We start from the raw sequence: 17,336 nt of genomic DNA on the forward strand, positions 1-17,336 counted from the left end.
TTTTATGAAATTAAGCATTTTAGATCAATCGCCAATTGCCTCCAATCAATCAGCAAAAGATGCGTTAGATGAATCAGTCAAACTTGCCCAAAAAGGAGAGGAGTTGGGCTACATGCGCTATTGGATTGCTGAACATCATGATTTGCCTGGTCTTGCTAGCTCTGCACCAGAAGTGATGCTTCCTTTGATTGGTGCAAAAACAAAAAGAATTCGGATTGGACCTGGTGCGGTGCTGCTGCCATATTATCGGCCATATAAAGTGGCCGAAACATATAATATGCTTGCAACCCTTTACCCAGAACGTATTGATATTGGCATAGGACGAGCACCAGGAGGTTCTGCTGAAGCTACGAATGCCTTATCAGACCAGTTTTTGAAACAGGTGTGGGCTATGCCTGACTTAATCAAAGAACTTTTGCATTTTATTTATCTTGATTTTCCTCTAGATCATGCTTATGCAAAACTGGCTGCATCTCCAAGACCAGAAACCCCGCCAAAGCCATGGCTTTTAGGTACAAGCAAAAAAAGCGCCTTACTTGCAGCTGAACTCGGAATAGCTTATACATTTGGAGCATTTATGAGCGATAAGGATGGAGAAGAGATTGTTCAAATGTATAAAGACGCCTTTCAGCCACAACAAAAAGGAGATGTTCCCCAAGTAATTTTGACTGTTTCTGCTATTTGTGGGGAAACAGAGGAAATGGCAGAAGAGATAGCGTTAAGCACACTTATTTGGTCTTTGCAAAAAGAAATGGGCAAAGGAAATGGTGGTGTTCCTTCTATTGCTGAAGCGAAAAAGTATCCACTAAATGCTGAAGAAAAGAAAAAAATGGAAAGATCAAAAGACCAAATGATCATAGGAAGTCCAAAGGAAGTAAAAAATAAGCTGCAAGAACTGCAAATGAAATTTCAGGCTGATGAAATCATGATTGTTACGATTACCCATCGGCCAGAAGATAGGATACGCTCCTATGAGTTGATTGCTCGGGAAATAATTAATGAAGCAGCAAGCGAATAATAAAAAATATTATTCGTTTGCTGCTTTTTGTAAATGTTGTTTTTTATTGGTTAATGTTAGCGTAAGTATTATATACATCAGGGCCAATAAAACATATAATCCTCCATTTATCGCCCCTATAGTTCGAGGTGAAAAACTTTCTAATAATATTCCTGTAAAAAACATGGAAATGCCGAGCATCGTATTAGATATCGTTTCAGATAATCCAAAATACATTCCTTGCTGGCTTTCTGGAACAGACTGCATTACAACTGTATCCAGTAATGTATTAGATATGCCTCCAAAGATAGTCAACACTCCAAATAACAATACAACTATACTAAAGGAAGGAGAACGGCTCACCGTTATTAATAATATTCCTTCTATAAAGATACATAGGAAAGCACTTAGCAAATAATGTTTTGTTATTCGTTTCGTAAGAAGTGGGCTTATCAGAAACCCGATACCAAGAACACCGTATAAAATTCCTACTCCAAGATCGGCAGCTTGAAAGGTTTGTACGGCATATACACTAATTAAAACATTTTCCATGCCATTTGCTAAAGGAATAAGCAAATCAGTGGATAAAAGCATCATCAAAAAAGAAGACGAAAAGATTATGAAAAAAAATGGCGCCCTTTGATACTCTTTCATACAGTGTTGCTCCTTTTCGTTTTGTATTGCCTCTAAACTAGGAATCTTGCTGATGAATACACTTGCAATAAAAAAGGAAAAAATATTTACAAGAAAACTTTGAGATGGACCAAAAAGATAGGAAACAAACCCTCCTGCCAATGCTCCGATTACCAATACAAATCCCAATAATACTTGCTCCCAAGAATTTATCGTTTTTATATGCTTTTTTTGGACAATTGCAGGAATGCTTGCCCTTCTTGTGGGAGAATAAAGTGCCTCACCGCCAGCTAATAAAAAAGAACCAACATAAATAATCCATACATCATTCGGTGAATCAATAAACAAAAAGGAAATGGCAATACAAGCCCGAAAAACATCTGTATAGATTAATAGCTTTTTTCTAGATAATTTACGGGCGAGTATGCTGCTGATAGGTCCAAATAATAAAAAAGGAAGCATACGCAGCGCAAGTGTAATGCCAACTGCCAATCCAGATTCTGTAATTTGGAGAATTAAAGTCAATAAAGCGACTTGGCTAAAACGGTCGCCAATGCCATTAATAATTCCGGCATAAAAAAGCTTTTGATATGATTTTTCGAGTTTAAATGTAGAAATCATTATAAAACCTCTCTAATTAGACTATTATCTAATTAGATAATAGTCTAATTTATTAGAAAAGAAAAGGATTATTTTGTTATGATAAAAATAAGTTGTTATAGATGAAATCAACGGAATAAATAGTAAAAAATAAAGTAAAATAAATGTTTTTTAATGATTATTTTACTAAAAAAATCGGTAAATAAATAAAAATAGGAAGAATATCAATTATTTTAATATTATATTGAATGAAAGCGTTGACTTTGTTATAATTATTTTAGTAAAAAATAATTAATTTTTACTAATTTTATTTAGAGTAATTTTACTAAAACTATAATCTGAAGGGAAAGGTTAAAATGAGAAAATTGAATAAGAATTATTGGATTTTTGGTGTATTCTTTATGTTCTACTTCTTTATTTGGGCAGCCTGTACGATGTTTTTATCATTATGGCTTACAAAAGAAGCGGGTTTAAGCGCTACAAAAACAGGTATCATATTTTCCGCTATTTCAATTGCAGCTATATGTTATCAGCCGTTTTTTGGAATCGTTTCCGATAAGTTAGGATTAAAAAAGAATTTGCTTTGGGTCTTTATTATATTACTAGTTTTTATTGCACCATTCTTTATTTACATATTCCCTGCATTGCTAAAAACTAATATCATTTTAGCGGCCATCATTGGAGGCGCTTACCTTGGGGCGATTTTTAATGGCGGAGTTGGTGCTATTGAAGCATATATTGAGAGAGTAAGTCATCTTAATGGGTTTGAATATGGAAGAGTACGCGTATTTGGAAATATTGGTGCTGCAGTTAGTACCTTTGTTACAGGACATTTATTTAATACAAATCCTGATTTAGTTTTCTGGATTAGTTCGGCTATAGCAATTCTATTAGGAATAGTTTTTATCTTTGCAAAAACAGGAGATATGGATACTCGTTCTTTAGCTAACACAAATGTTGAAAAGAAAACGGTATCAACAAAAGAATCAACTATAAGTCTTTTTAAAAATAAAAAATTCTGGTTATTTGTGGTATATGTTCTTGGAGTAGGCTGCATTTATGATGTATATGATCAGCAATTTGCGGTTTATTTTACACAATTCTTTTCTACACCAGAAAAGGGAACAGAAGTATTTGGAAACTTGGTTACATTCCAAATTTTCCTTGAAGGTATTATTATGATTTTAGCACCATTTATCATTAACAAAATCGGTGCAAAAAATGCTTTATTATACGCAGGCTTTATTATGTCTTTCCGAATTTTAGGATCAGGATTTGCCGATGGGCCAGTTGCTATTAGTCTATTAAAATTAATGCATGCTTTAGAAGTTCCGATTCTACTAGTTGCTGTATTTAAATATATTTCAGCGAATTTCGATATGAGATTGTCAGCAACCATTTATTTAATAGGTTTCCAATTTTCAAAACAAGTAGGATCGATTTTCCTTTCGACTATTGCAGGAAATATGTATGATACTGTAGGCTTTCAAAGCGCTTACCTATTATTAGGCTCTATCGCCCTTGTATTTACGATTATTTCTATCTTTACACTTACTGGAAATAGGAAATTAGCATTCCGGAAAAATGTAAGCGTTAAAACAGTTAGTTGATAAAATAACAGAAAAAACCGAGTGTAACGATAAATAAAGAGAGTGCGATGGTCAAAAGTATAGAAAAATAGAGGAGAGTGGCTGCGATAAACCGTTATTTAATGAAAAGAAGGGGAGAAAATAGTGAGCAACGCTATTTAAGTTCTGTTTTGATGTCTTTAGTTTTTATTACTTAATAGAAAAAAGATTGATTAAAAGTTTAAAAAATCTGAGGAGAATTTTGAATCTCTCCTAGTTTTTTTGACTAGGAACAATTATACTTACAATCCTTTACTTGCTAGGCAAAAAAAGCATCTATGTTTTCAACAGCATAGATGCTCTTTTTTCATTATGATAGGTTTCGTTTCTTTCGCAATGCTTTAATGCCTTCCTTGCAAACGCCGTAGGAAAGCCAAGAACAACCCTCGCATAAAAAATCTAAATCATCAGGGGTTACCTTTTCGGCAATAAGTGAAACGAGTTCTTCTTTATGATAAAGATGATTTTTTTCGATTTGCAAATGGGTCAAAACTTTTCTATCTAAGCCTTTTACAAACTCATTTGCCTTAGGCGCATTACAGATATTTTCTTTGCTATGTGGGCAAACAAGGCAGGTCTCATCTAATTCAGCTACTACTTTTATTGGGAAATCCAACTTTTTATCACGTATGGCAGCTACTATTTCTGTCATTTTATTTACAAATTCCGGGCTGTATCCCATTCCTTGAAAACCGTGTACACATAATAAATGATGTCCTCGAAGCACTACTGTTTTTTTCATTTTTCCCCTCTTCTTCTAGTAAGATGCTTTTTGCAATAGATTGGCATGCACTAATCGATTGCGTACGGTAATGCCGATCCAGCTTGCTAAAAATGCTTTAATAAGACCAACCGCAATAAATGGATAAGCTCCAACAGAAAGTGACTTGCCCCAGCTTATATCTACGGCAAATTTTAATTGAATGGTGCCAATTATTAATATAATAATCATGCCAACTATATTTGCAGCAAGTGCTGTTGGGATGGAATAAGTCGTTTTTTCTAGTATGTATCCGGTTATATATGCAGCAGCAATAAACCCAAAAATATAGCCGCCTGTAGGTCCTGCTAGTACTCCAATTCCACCACTTGCTCCTGCAAATGCAGGCAGACCAACCGCTCCAAGGCATGTATAGCAAATCATGCTAATGGCACCTAATTTACTTCCAAGTATTGTTGCTGTTAATCCAACTGCCAATGTTTGTCCACTTATTGGCACATATGGCAATGGTATTTCCAGTTGAGCTAAAATTGCTGTGATTGCTGCAAAAAGGGAGCATAAGATGATGTTTTTTACTTTCATTTAAATACCTCGCTTTTATATGTTAACTGTTTATTATAAAAGGTTAACATATAAAAGCGGGAAAATTAAGTGTTTTTTTAGATAAGAAAAAATTTTATTGTTAAATAGAAAATCTAAGTTTTGATTAATGAGAGAAGAGAGTGCCGCATCTCTATGGGTGTATCAGAAAACTATGGATTTAATACTTCATACATCTTATAAAAAATACGATACAGAGAACTAGTATAAAATAGATTGAAACCTGATGCTTATTTTCCAGATCATCAGGTTTTTTTCAGCTATGAAGAGTTGAATATCCCAAAAAGAAGGTGGAAAAAGGGCAAATAAACGAAGAATGGCAGCAGAAACCCTGCTTCTGCTAAAAAAGCTGCTTAATGAAAAAGGAACATGCTTCCACATCCTCTCCATGCATGTTAATCCCATCTGCTTTCCTATATAATAGTGAAATAGAATGAATCTAATAAGGCGGGAAAAATTTGGTTAATCAAAGTAATCAGTATTTATATACATACAGCTATCATGAGGATGAAGAAGCGTTGTGCCGAATGGAAATGCGTTCATTATTTGGGTTTGATACTTCTTCCTTTGTATTGGAAAGCACAAAGGAAATCAATTTAGGGAGGAGTCCTTTTATAAAGGAAAAAATAGATATTATATGCAGGGGGAAAGAGATAGAGGATATTCTTCAGCAGGTAAGCGATTTACCTGTTAATGCTGCTACATTAAAAGTTCTTTTTATAGAAAATCCTGATAAAAAGAAAAAAATTTCTTTTGCAGAAAGAAAAAAGATCGCCAAGGAAGTAGGTTTACAATTAAAGGGGAAAGTAGATTTGGTGCAGCCACAGTTATTTTTCGCGATAATGCCTGTAGAGAATGGCTGGATATTTGGACAATATAAAAAAAGTGAATCGGTTTGGCTGAAAACGCAACAAAAGCCCCATCAATATTCCACAGCACTCAGTACAAAGGTAGCGCGAACGATTGTCAATATTGCTGTTCCTGATATAAACGGCGTGAAGGCAATAGATCCGTGCTGTGGGATTGGGACTGTTTTGATTGAAGCCTTATCTATGGGAATTGATATTGTTGGCAGTGACAATAATCCGCTAGTTACTGGCAGTGCCAGAGAAAATATTGCGCATTTTGGCTATAAAGGAGAAGTATTGTTAAAAGACATGCGGGATATACAAGAGTATTATGATACAGCAATCATCGATATGCCGTATAATTTATGTTCTGTGCTTCCTCGTGAAACACAAATGGAAATGTTAGCAAGCGCTCGCAGATTTGCAAAGAAAGTTATCATTATTACCATCGAAATAATCGATTCTTATATAGAAGAAGCGGGTTTTATCATAAAAGATCGCTGTATGGCAAAAAAGGGGAGTTTTTCTAGGCAAGTGCTTATTTGTGAATAGAATAGCTCCTCAGAAAGGAGTTTTTTTTTGAATATAAAGCTAACACAAAAAATAATTAAAGAACTTTGTGGAGACATCTCCTTTAAAAGAGGAGACTCTTTTTATCGAAATAATAAAGTATTGGTAGAGGAGTATGACGAGCATCATTGTTTGGCAATTGTTAAAGGGGCGGAAGATTTTTATGTCACTATCACAAAGGATAAAAACGGGGCAATGGAGACAGAATGCAGCTGTCCGAAACTAGCATCTTTTGACCGTGATTGCCAGCATATTGCAGCAGTCCTTTTGGAAATAATGGACTATCAGCGAGCTGGAATAAGTCCAAGTAAAAAGAGAGACAAAGAAGGGCTGTCAGAAGGGTTTATGCAGCTTTTTACGGATTCGTCCAACCGCAAAAGCGGCCATTTGCGTCATTTTGAAAATAGACAAGTAATGAAAACAGAGTTTATTTGCCGGTTCATGCAAACACAAAAAAAGGAATCGTCTTTTTTTATTAAAATTATCATAAATAAAATAACTATACAAGATATACAGGCGTTTTTGCAGCATATAAAAAGGGGAAAAGCATATTCAATTTCTCCCTTTTTTACATTTGATCAAGGGCAGCATTGTTTTTCCACAAAGGCAGATAAGATTATGCACGAGCTTTCTTTACTAAAAGCGGGGAATCAAAAGGAATGGCTGCTAATTCCACCCGCGTCTTGGAACAAGATAGTCGCATTGCTTGCAGATGCCCCAAATGTTATTTTGCAATACGGAAAGGACACGTACAATGGCTTAAAGGTTTCCAGCAAACTTCCACCATTGCAATTTGATTTTATGCAAACAAACAATAGGCATCAATTATCTATTAAGGGATTGGAGAATATCACCATTTTACCTAATTATCAGTCTGTTTTAGTTAATGGACAATTGATTGAACTAGAATACCAAGATTGCCAAAGGCTCTATGAATTAAAAGAGATGATGAATCAATCAGGCACAAACCGCATTCCCATTGCAAAAGATCAAATTGATTTATTTTTAGAAAAAGTGGCTCCCTCCTTGCAAAAATTAGGTGCTGTTACAATAGAGGGAGCGGCAAGAATCAACAGACAGGCGTCACCTCTTGCCGCAAAGCTTTATTTGGATCGGATAAATAACCTGCTTCTTGCGGGGCTTGAGTTTGATTATGATCATATAAACATCAATCCATTAGAAGACAAAGAGCTTGAGAAAGGAATATTTTTAGTAAGAGACACAGAAAAGGAAGCAGAAATTATTGAACTGATGGAAGAAAGCTATTTTACGAAAACAGACAGTGGTTATATGATGCAAAATGAGGAATTAGAGTATGAATTTTTATACCATATATTGCCTAAATTGCAAAAAATAGTGCAAGTATATGCCACAACTGCTGTTAGAAATAGAATTTTTCGGGAAACTGCTCGTCCAATGATAAAAGTAAGGGTGAAAAAGGAACGGACGAATTGGCTTGAATTTAAGTTTGATATGAAAGGCATCTCCGAGTTAGAAATAAAAGAAATACTAGAAGCGCTAGAAGAAAAGCGCAAGTATTACCGCTTGCGAAATGGTTCTTTATTTTCATTAGAGACGAGGGAAATGGAAGAAATACAACGATTTCTTCATTCGCCACAAGTGGAAGCAGAAGACTTATTACATGGACTTGAGATGCCGATTCATCAAGGGTTATCTCTTGTTGATCAATTAGAAGAAAACAGTTTGCTAAAAGCAGAACATTCTTTTAAGCAGTTAGTAGAGCATCTTACTAATCCAGGAAGTTTGCATTTTAATATACCGGAAAGCCTGAAGCCAATTTTAAAAAATTACCAAACAATAGGATTTTATTGGATGAAGACAATCGCGAAATACAGGATTGGCGGTATTTTGGCTGATGATATGGGGCTTGGGAAAACGGTGCAAGCCATTGCTTTTATACTATCGGAGTTGCAGCAAATCCGCAACAGTAACGAGCCTGTCCTTATTATTTGCCCTTCTTCTTTAACCTATAATTGGCTTTCAGAACTAATGAAATTTGCGCCAGAAATACAAGGAATTGTGATGGATGGGACAATACAGGAACGAGCGGAATTGCAGAATGAAATAAAGAATATAGACGCAATCATCACTTCATATCCATTATTATTAAAAGATATTGCATGGTATGAAAAACAAATCTTTTCGACAGTTATCCTTGATGAGGCCCAATATTTTAAAAATCCAACAACACAAACAGCAAAAGCGGTGAAAAAAATCCAAGCAGCGAATCGCTTTGCTCTTACTGGTACACCTGTAGAAAATGCAATAGAAGAGTTATGGTCCATTTTTCATGTTGTCTTTCCCCCGTTGTTTGGCGGCTTAAAGGAATACAGTAATTTACCGAAAAAAACGATTGCCAAAAGAATTCGCCCATTTATGCTGCGTCGATTAAAAGAAGAGGTACTACTAGAGTTGCCAAAGAAAAAGGAATGGCAGGAATCAATGGAGTTGCTTCCAGAACAGAAAAAAATATATGCTGCCTACTTAGCGAAACTGAGACATGATACATTAAAGCATCTTGATAAAGATACGTTTAGAAAAAATAAAATCCGCATATTGGCAGGGCTGACAAGGTTGCGGCAAATTTGCTGCCACCCATCCCTTTTTATTCATGATTATAAAGGGAAATCGGCAAAACTAGAAACGCTGCTGCAATTAGTGGAGTCTGCCAATCAAGCAGGAAGAAGGGTATTGATTTTTTCTCAATTTACGAAAATGCTGCAGATTATCGGAACAGAACTTGCAATATTAGGTTTTCCATTTTTTTATTTGGATGGACAAACAACATCAGAGGAACGAGTAAACTTGATGAATCGCTTTAATGCAGGGGAGCGGGACTTTTTTTTGATTTCATTAAAAGCTGGAGGGACTGGCCTGAATTTAATGACAGCAGATACGGTTATTTTATACGATGCATGGTGGAATCCTGCTGTAGAGGAGCAAGCAGCAGATCGTGCCCACAGAATGGGGCAAATAAATGATGTTCATGTCATTAAATTGGTGGCAAGAGGGACGATTGAAGACAAAATAAACGAGCTGCAGGAAAAAAAGAAAAACTTAGTTGATGAAATCATTGATTCAGAGGAAGATAGTCTTCCATCTCTTACAGAAGAAGAGATAAAGGAAATATTGAACATATAAGGATTCATTTCAAGCTAATAGTTTTTCGTACAGCCTGATTCTCGGATTAAAAAGCTTAGTTACAATTAAATAGAACAAAAAGAAGGTTTTAAACCAGTATTATCATGCATAGGTGTTTAAGGGGATTTCCTTGAACACCTTTTTTTAGCGAAAACTAATGATATTTGCCTAGATGATTCATATATTATATAGATGAATTTTTTTAAATAAAGTGAAGCTGAATGATCAAAAAAATCATATAGTCTAACATGTAAAGAGAAAGTAGGTGAATTATGTCTGAAGGGGCAGAATGGATCTATTATAACGGGGAAATTATCTCGATGGATAAAAAAAATACTATATATGAAGCAATTGCGATTAAGAAGGAAAGAATTATCGCTATAGGAAAGTTTGCAGAGCTGAAAAAGTGGAGCGATTCAAACACAAAATTTGTTGATTTAGAGGAGAAAACAGTGCTGCCTGGATTAATAGACGCCCATCAGCATCTTTTTCATAGTGGATTTAATCTGCTGTATATTCATTGCAGCCACCCTTCTATTAAGGAAATGGTAGAAGAAATCCATATGAAATCCAAAGAATTGGAGCCAGATGAATGGATTATTGGCTGGGGTTATGATGAAGCAAATTTTCAGGAAAAAAGACATCCTGAAACAACAGATTTTAAAGATATAAAAAACCCTATCTATATTTCAAGATATTGTGAACATACAGCCGTTGTAAATAAGACGGTTCTTCAGTTAATGAAACTGACAAAAGAAACAACAGTAAAAAATGGCGAAATCGTCCGAAATGACGATGGGGAAGCTATTGGAGTATTAAAAGAAGAAGCAATGCAGCTGGCAAAACAAGTAATTCCAGCTTATACGAAGGAACAAATGAAAGAAGCAATAAAACTTGCAATCAATGAAAATCTTTCCAAGGGCATAACAAGTGTACATGATGCTGGTCTTGGATTTTTCTCTGGTTCTTTTGAACAAGAATATATGGTATTAAAAGAAATGGCTGAAAACAAGGAGCTGTCTATTCGGATTTATGGAATGGTTCTAGAAAAATTTTTCCAAAAAGCTATAAAAAAACAGAAGGAAAAAAATGGTTATTTCAGAATAGGTGCAATGAAATTATTTGCTGATGGTACAATCAGCGGAAAAACAGCCGCCATTTCAATTGACTACAATGAAACTGTTCAGAGTGGAATGTTGCTGTACACAGAAGCAGAATTAACAGAAAAAGTAATGGCTGCACATAAATTAGGATACCAGATTGCCATCCATGCCATTGGAGACAGAGCAGTTGAACAAGTAATCCAGGCATATGACAAAGCTTTACAAACATATCCCAGAAGCAATCATCGCCATCGCATCGAGCACAGTATGATAACAAATAAAGCATTATTAAAGAAGATGAAAGCTTTAGAAATTATTCCTATACTGCAGCCAGCCTTGGTGTATCAAGCAGGTGATGTTTATCAAGAAAATTTGGATTCCACACTTTCTTCACAGGTTTTTGCAGCCAAAAAAATGATGGATCATCACCTATCTCCAGCAGGCAGTTCTGATGCACCTATTACCCCAGGCTCCCCATTTTTTGCTATTTATGCTGCGATGTCCCGGAAAACAAAACGAGGAAAAGTCCTTGCACCAGAAAATAAAATCACCCTAGACCAAGCACTTAAAATGTATACAATAAATGCAGCCAGAGCATCTTTTGATGAAGCAAACAAAGGAACATTAGAAGTTGGAAAACTTGGGGATATGACGATTGTGCCTAAAGGTTTTATGCACTTTGAGGAAAATAAAATAAAGGATACAAAAGTTTTGATGACCGTTATTGGAGGAGAAATAATGTATAAAAGGGGGCAGGGAAATGAATGAAGAAAAAGAAATAAACTTGGGGAATCTGGACAAAAAACATTTTCTCCATCCAACTTCTTCTGTTAAGCAGCAGCAGGAAAATGGACCAGCAATTATTTTTGAAGAAGGAAAAGGCATTTATTTAAAGGATATAAACGGGAAAGAATATATTGAAGGAATGTCATCTCTTTGGAATGTTGCAGTTGGTTATGGAAGAAAAGAGCTTGCAAAAGCAGCGAAGAAACAAATGAAAAAGCTAAGTTTTAGTTCTGCTTTTTCTACTTTTAGCCATGAATCTGCCATCCTTCTTGCGGAAAAGATTGCGAGACTTGCGCCTGGTAATCTTAATACGGTCTTTTTTACTTCTGGAGGTTCTGAAGCAAATGAAAGTGCCTTTAAGCTAGTTCGCCATTATTGGCTATTAAAAGGAGAACCAGAGCGGAAAAAAATTATTTCCCGCCAAAAAGCCTATCATGGTGTGGCTGCAGGTGCTACTAGTGCGACTGGAATAGCAGAATTCCATCAAATGACCAATTCACTGGCTCCAGATTTTTACCATATTGATTCGGATTCAGTTGATGCATTAAAAAGAGAAATAGAAAAGGAAGGATCGAAAACCATTGCTGCTTTTATTGCAGAACCGGTGATTGGAGCAGGTGGAATGTTTATTCCAGATAGCGACTATTTAAAAGAAGTGCGTAAAGTTTGTGATGAATATGGAATTCTTTTTATTGCAGATGAAGTGATTACCGGCTTTGGACGGACAGGGAAAATGTTTGCAGTGGAGCATTGGGATGTAGAGCCAGATTTGATTGTGTTTGCAAAAGGAGTTACATCAGGCTATTTCCCCCTTGGTGGAGTAATTATGTCAGAAAAGATACATGATTTGCTGAAAGAAAAGTCACAAGGCACTCTTTTTCATGGTTTTACATACAGTGGTCATCCAGTTGGCTGCAGTATCGCTTTGAAAAATCTGGATATCATTGAGAGGGAGCATCTTGTAGCAAATAGTTCTGTGATGGGAATGGAGTTATTAAAGGGATTGGAGAAAATGGAAAATCAGTTTTCGTGCATCGGTGATATTCGGGTGATTGGTTTGCTTGCCGGATTTGAACTATACGAAAAAGCCCAAACCAAAACAAGGTTTTCAGAAAAAGCAGCGCCAAAAATTGTTGCAGAATGTGCAAATCTTGGTTTGATATGCCGCAGTATTACGTATAATGACAGCGATACGATTGTGCTGGCTCCACCGCTTATTATTACAAAAGAGGAAATAGCGAAAATCATCAGCATTTTAACAAATGCAATAGAAAATGTAATAGAGAAAGAGTAAACAGGAATAAAGGCAAAACGATAATTCCTCAGCAACTTTTTTCGTTATAAGGAATTAACTGGCATCCCGTCTCGATATTATAAAAGTAAACGAGAAATCTAGGAGGGGAAACTTGCCTGTTGAAGTCTGATATAAAAGTATAAAGACATTGCCATGCCTGTGGCAATGTCTTTGTATTAGATTCATAGATCTCAAATTAAAGGATCAGTGTGGAAGTGGAAAATCTCTAATGATTAAAGTTTCCCTTTATTTTTTTTAGAAAATATTAATATTTAAACTTTTTCATAATATCGCTTAGCTCTTCTGCCATATTGGTGAGCATATTTGCAGAAGATGAAATTTCTTCCATCGATGCCAACTGTTCTTCTGTAGATGCAGCAACTTCTTCTGAGGATGCTGCATTGTTTTTAGCAAGGTCAGAAATATTATTGGCAGTTGTTTCTACTTCTTGGATGCTTCCTGTCATTTCTTGAATGGTTGAAGAAACACTTTCTATTTTAGGTGATATCTCTTGCATTCCAGCAAAAATTTCTGTGAATTTTTGAATGGTTTCTTCGGAAACGGTCAAGCCATGCTGGACATTTTCTGCAACAGTTGCCATGTTTTTAACAGTGCTTTTTGTGTCGTGTTGAATAGCATTAATTAATTCAGCAATTTGCTTTGCAGATACTTGTGATTGCTCTGCTAATTTTCTTACTTCATCTGCAACAATGGCAAAGCCTTTCCCTGCTTCCCCAGCTCTTGCTGCTTCAATTGCTGCATTAAGAGCCAATAAATTTGTCTGCTCCGAAATTCCTGTAATGACATTTAAGATGGAATAGATCTCTTTAGAGCGATCAGAAAGTGAACCAATAATAGCATTAGACTCGGTTACAGATTTATGAATCAAATTCATTTGATTAACGGTCTGTTTAACGGATTTTTCTCCTTCTGCTGCTTTGTTGGTTGTTGCTTTTGTTAGTTCAGAAACTTCAATGGAACTTTTGGCAATAATCTTTGCCCCATTTACTAATTTTTCAATTAAAGTATTATTTGTATCCATGCTATATGTTTGTTGTTCGGCACTTGCGGCCACATGCTGAATAGCGGTTGCGACTTGTTGTGTTGCTTCGCTTGTTTGTTCAGCGCTTGCGTTTAGCTCCTCTGCCGCTGATCCCACTTGAACAGCATGATGGTCGACTGTTCCAAGCAGATTTCTCAAGGATGTTTGCATATCATGGAAAGACTGCGACAGATTGCCGATTTCATCTTTTTTTGTAAGATCAATTACCTCGGTCAAATCTCCTTCACTTATTGTTTTCGCTTTTTGCTGCAAGTCTTTTAATCTTTTGGTAATAGAACGCACGATAAGAATAATAAGGCCAGAACCAATAATAATAGCTGTTATGATTACAAGTAAAGTAGTATTTAAGATTGGCTGGGCAGCATCATTTACTTCGGAAAGAACCATAGTTCCTGCAACTTTCCAGCCTGTGACATTATTTGTTGAAAAGTACATTATCTTGTTTTCGCCTTTTAATGTATATTGAAAATTGCCTGTTTTTTCTTCAAACATCTTACTGTAGAAGCTATCCTGTGCTTTATCGCCAGCTTTTGCAGTAGGGCTCACAATGAAATTTTGATCTTTATCGAGCAAGATGGCAAAGCCTTTTTTCCCGATAGAAACTTCTTCAGCAGTAGCTTTTAAAGCATTAATATTGATATCAATTCCAATGACTCCAGACCCATCTGCTGTTTCTTTGGTAATGGTGACGACCATTTCGCCAGTGCTGGCATCTACATAAGGATTTGTGATGATAGCTTTGCCTTTGTTTGATTGAGCATCTTCATACCATGGACGTTCTCTTGGATCATAATCTTTAGGAAGGTCGAGTTCTGGGTATGTGATCATTTTGCCGTCTTTTGTTCCTACATAAATGCTCTGCACCTCTGGATGAAGTTCAATATACTGCTGGAATTTAGCTTGTGCACCTGCAGAACCATTTCCAGTACCGTAGAGTTCTTCTGTAATTTTTTCAGAGAAAAAATTAGCATCATGAACCTTAGGGGAGATAGTATTGTTAATATTAGAATTTAAGAGTTTTATATTTTCCTCTGCACTTGTTAATAGTTTGTTTTCTAATTGTTCTTTTGCACTATTAAAGGATAGGAATCCAGCAGTAATGGTTGGCAGAATAAGAATCAAGGCAAATGCAATATATAATTTTGTGCTTAAGCGTACAGCTGTATTCTTTTTGAAAAATGTCATTTGGTTGTTTCCCTTCTTTTAATTGGTGATAATGGAGATTTTTGATTAGTATTCAGGAGTTATTTAAATTGTTCTCCGTTATTATTTTATTTTCGACATTTTTAGACAAAAGTGAAGTGGATTTATAAAAAAAATAAATATTTTTAATAGATAGCCTCTGTTAAACTTAGCTGTTTGCGTTCCCCGGGCGAGCGCTGAGTTTCCCTCGCAAGAGTCTCATACTGTCTCTTTCAGTCAACAGATTACAAAAATCAGCCAGCAGCTTTAAACAAAGCAAATGGATAAAGGAGTTGGGAGTTTAAAAATAGAGGATAAAAAAGGATATCCCTTTTATTGGAGAAGATAGGGATATCCTTTTTTTAGTGGTTTAACATAATAAAGTTGATAATAAATGCAATGCTGACAAAATACATAATCCAATGCACTTCTTTATATTTGCCTGTTACAAGTTTTAAAAGCGTATAAGAAATAAAGCCAAATGCCATTCCTTCTGCAATGCTGTAAGTTAGTGGCATCATAATGATCGTTAAAAAGGCAGGGACTACATTGGTGAAATCATCAAAATCGATATTTTTAATTTCGCTTAACATTAAAGAACCGATTAATATTAAAATAGGTGCTGTAGCAACAGCAGGGATGATATTAACTAATGGCGCAAAGAAAAGGCCGAGTGCAAAAAGAACTGCAACTACCAATGCTTTTAAGCCAGTGCGCCCTCCTTCTGCAATTCCTGTGGCATTTTCTACATATGTATTTAATGCAGTGCTTCCAAACATGGCACTTACCATTGTGCCAATTGCATCTGCAGTTAGAGCTCGATTTAAGTTAGGAATTTTCCCATTTTTATCAACTAAATTTGCTTTTTTTGAAAGGCTGATTAATGTTGCAAGGCTATCGAATAGCTCAACAATCGTAAAAGAAAAAATGACGGAGAATATCCCATATGCAATCGCGCCCTTTAAATCCATTTGCATAAAAGTATCGGCAATGCTAGGAATAGAAAGGGATGCTACATCATGTATGGAAGTGGGAACAGCGGAAAATCCTGTAGCCATTGAAATAACAGCAATAGCAAAGATGCTGATGATTAAAGCCCCTCTAACCCGTAAAGCCATTAAAGCCGCTGCAATTGCAAGTCCAATTACTGCAAGCAATGGTCCACCTGAAGTAATATTGCCTAATCCAACAAAATTAGATTCACTAGCGACAATAATGCCTGCATTTTTAAATCCAATAAAGGCGATAAAAAGTCCAATTCCAACACCCATGGCTGATTTAAGGGCATTAGGAACGCCGTCCACCAATTTCTCTCGAATGCCTGTAACAGAAAGGATAAAAAAACACACCCCTGAAATAAATACTGCCCCTAACCCGGTTTGCCAGCTTAGTCCTTGTCCAATGACCACTGTATACGTGAAAAATGCATTTAATCCCATGCCTGGTCCAACAACAACAGGAAAGTTTGCCCATAAAGCCATAAGCAAGGTACAAAAGACAGTGCTATAGATGGTGGCAGCGAGTGCGGCTTCTTTCGGAATGCCTGCTTCGCTTAAAATAAGAGGATTCACAAAAATAATATAGCTTACCGTCATAAAGGTTGTTATTCCAGCTAATATTTCTGTTTTAGCACTTGTATTCCTTTCAGAAAGTTTAAATAGTTTCTCCAAAATTGTCGGCTCCAAAGTGTTCAATTTTTTCTGCTTTACTTGCATCTCTTCCAAAAAAACCACTCCTTTTTTATTTTTGGGCATAAAAATAGCTACGAAAAAATATGCAAAAAGGCATACTTTTTTTCGTAGCAAGAAATTTACGGTTTCTTTGTAGAGACCCTTAAACCAATTATTAAGGTTATACGAAAAAAATATTTTTTTACGTTGCTATTTACAAATGAAATCATAAAAGATAAAAAAAGTTGTTGCAACAAAGTTGTCAGATATTCTAACAATAATTTGAATTTTTAGAATTGTTCACAATGGCTATTTACTTTGACTAATTACTCTGATAATGTATTTAAAAGCTAGTGATAGAGTTATATAAAAATAGTACTTTTGTTTTTTAGAGAACTTCTTTTATTGTTTAATCGGCAGGAAATCAGTGAGGAAATAAACTTTTTAGTGAAAAATCCGATGGTAGTAAAAAGGGGAAC

General features: G+C 35.7%; 11 protein-coding genes and 1 riboswitch. Of the genes, 6 read left to right on the forward strand and 5 right to left on the reverse strand.

All coding sequences use genetic code 11. The features are described from left to right. Positions 1-4 precede the first annotated feature (4 nt). The gene (locus NCCP28_RS07750) at positions 5-1,018 is read left to right on the forward strand and encodes an LLM class flavin-dependent oxidoreductase (protein WP_248560821.1); all 1,014 of its coding nucleotides are present in this window, start codon (positions 5-7) and stop codon (positions 1,016-1,018) included. Positions 1,019-1,027: 9 nt separating this feature from the next. Here NCCP28_RS07750 and NCCP28_RS07755 read toward each other — a convergent pair whose 3' ends face one another. Next, on the reverse strand, positions 1,028-2,251 hold the full coding sequence (locus NCCP28_RS07755) for an MFS transporter (protein ID WP_248560822.1): 1,224 nt from the start codon (positions 2,249-2,251) through the stop codon (positions 1,028-1,030). A gap of 335 nt (positions 2,252-2,586) precedes the next feature. On the opposite strand from NCCP28_RS07755, the gene NCCP28_RS07760 reads away from it, so the two are divergent. Further along, the gene (locus tag NCCP28_RS07760) at positions 2,587-3,840 is read left to right on the forward strand and encodes an MFS transporter (RefSeq protein ID WP_248560823.1); all 1,254 of its coding nucleotides are present in this window, start codon (positions 2,587-2,589) and stop codon (positions 3,838-3,840) included. Positions 3,841-4,168: 328 nt separating this feature from the next. Here NCCP28_RS07760 and NCCP28_RS07765 read toward each other — a convergent pair whose 3' ends face one another. Continuing rightward, positions 4,169-4,600 (reverse strand): DUF1284 domain-containing protein, encoded by a 432-nt coding sequence (locus NCCP28_RS07765; protein WP_248560824.1) that lies wholly within the window; start codon positions 4,598-4,600, stop codon positions 4,169-4,171. A gap of 15 nt (positions 4,601-4,615) precedes the next feature. Next, positions 4,616-5,161, reverse strand: coding sequence for a biotin transporter BioY (locus NCCP28_RS07770; RefSeq protein WP_248560825.1), 546 nt, complete (start codon positions 5,159-5,161; stop codon positions 4,616-4,618). Positions 5,162-5,637: 476 nt separating this feature from the next. On the opposite strand from NCCP28_RS07770, the gene NCCP28_RS07775 reads away from it, so the two are divergent. The 4 genes from NCCP28_RS07775 (at position 5,638) to NCCP28_RS07790 (ending at position 12,942) form a co-directional block, all read left to right on the forward strand. Continuing rightward, the gene (locus NCCP28_RS07775; protein ID WP_248560826.1) at positions 5,638-6,579 is read left to right on the forward strand and encodes a TRM11 family SAM-dependent methyltransferase; all 942 of its coding nucleotides are present in this window, start codon (positions 5,638-5,640) and stop codon (positions 6,577-6,579) included. 27 nt (positions 6,580-6,606) lie between these two features. Beyond that, entirely contained in the window at positions 6,607-9,759 is a 3,153-nt protein-coding gene (locus NCCP28_RS07780) for a DEAD/DEAH box helicase (RefSeq protein ID WP_248560827.1), read from the forward strand. Between the two features lie 272 nt (positions 9,760-10,031). After that, a complete protein-coding gene (locus NCCP28_RS07785; protein WP_248560828.1) occupies positions 10,032-11,630 on the forward strand; it encodes an amidohydrolase in 1,599 nt (532 codons plus the stop codon). Then, on the forward strand, positions 11,623-12,942 hold the full coding sequence (locus NCCP28_RS07790) for an aminotransferase family protein (RefSeq protein ID WP_248560829.1): 1,320 nt from the start codon (positions 11,623-11,625) through the stop codon (positions 12,940-12,942). Before NCCP28_RS07785 ends, NCCP28_RS07790 begins: the two co-directional genes overlap by 8 nt. A gap of 265 nt (positions 12,943-13,207) precedes the next feature. On the opposite strand, the gene NCCP28_RS07795 is transcribed toward NCCP28_RS07790, so the two are convergent. Further along, positions 13,208-15,190, reverse strand: coding sequence for a methyl-accepting chemotaxis protein (locus tag NCCP28_RS07795; protein WP_248560830.1), 1,983 nt, complete (start codon positions 15,188-15,190; stop codon positions 13,208-13,210). A 359-nt stretch (positions 15,191-15,549) separates the two neighbouring features. Next, a complete protein-coding gene (locus NCCP28_RS07800) occupies positions 15,550-16,902 on the reverse strand; it encodes an NCS2 family permease (RefSeq protein WP_248561127.1) in 1,353 nt (450 codons plus the stop codon). Between the two features lie 64 nt (positions 16,903-16,966). Continuing rightward, positions 16,967-17,066: riboswitch (purine riboswitch) on the reverse strand. Positions 17,067-17,336: the final 270 nt, after the last annotated feature.

Source organism: Niallia sp. NCCP-28 (assembly GCF_023168165.1).
Classification (GTDB): domain Bacteria; phylum Bacillota; class Bacilli; order Bacillales; family Cytobacillaceae; genus Niallia.

Excerpts from the sequence above, each read along its gene's own strand:
- NCCP28_RS07790 (WP_248560829.1), top strand. The coding sequence starts at position 11,623 with ATGAATGAAGAAAAAGAAATAAACTTGGGGAATCTGGACAAAAAACAT.
- NCCP28_RS07750 (WP_248560821.1), top strand. The coding sequence starts at position 5 with ATGAAATTAAGCATTTTAGATCAATCGCCAATTGCCTCCAATCAATCA.
- NCCP28_RS07760 (WP_248560823.1), top strand. The coding sequence starts at position 2,587 with ATGAGAAAATTGAATAAGAATTATTGGATTTTTGGTGTATTCTTTATG.
- NCCP28_RS07785 (WP_248560828.1), top strand. The coding sequence starts at position 10,032 with ATGTCTGAAGGGGCAGAATGGATCTATTATAACGGGGAAATTATCTCG.
- NCCP28_RS07795 (WP_248560830.1), bottom strand. The coding sequence starts at position 15,190 with ATGACATTTTTCAAAAAGAATACAGCTGTACGCTTAAGCACAAAATTA.
- NCCP28_RS07765 (WP_248560824.1), bottom strand. The coding sequence starts at position 4,600 with ATGAAAAAAACAGTAGTGCTTCGAGGACATCATTTATTATGTGTACAC.
- NCCP28_RS07755 (WP_248560822.1), bottom strand. The coding sequence starts at position 2,251 with ATGATTTCTACATTTAAACTCGAAAAATCATATCAAAAGCTTTTTTAT.
- NCCP28_RS07800 (WP_248561127.1), bottom strand. The coding sequence starts at position 16,902 with ATGCAAGTAAAGCAGAAAAAATTGAACACTTTGGAGCCGACAATTTTG.
- NCCP28_RS07770 (WP_248560825.1), bottom strand. The coding sequence starts at position 5,161 with ATGAAAGTAAAAAACATCATCTTATGCTCCCTTTTTGCAGCAATCACA.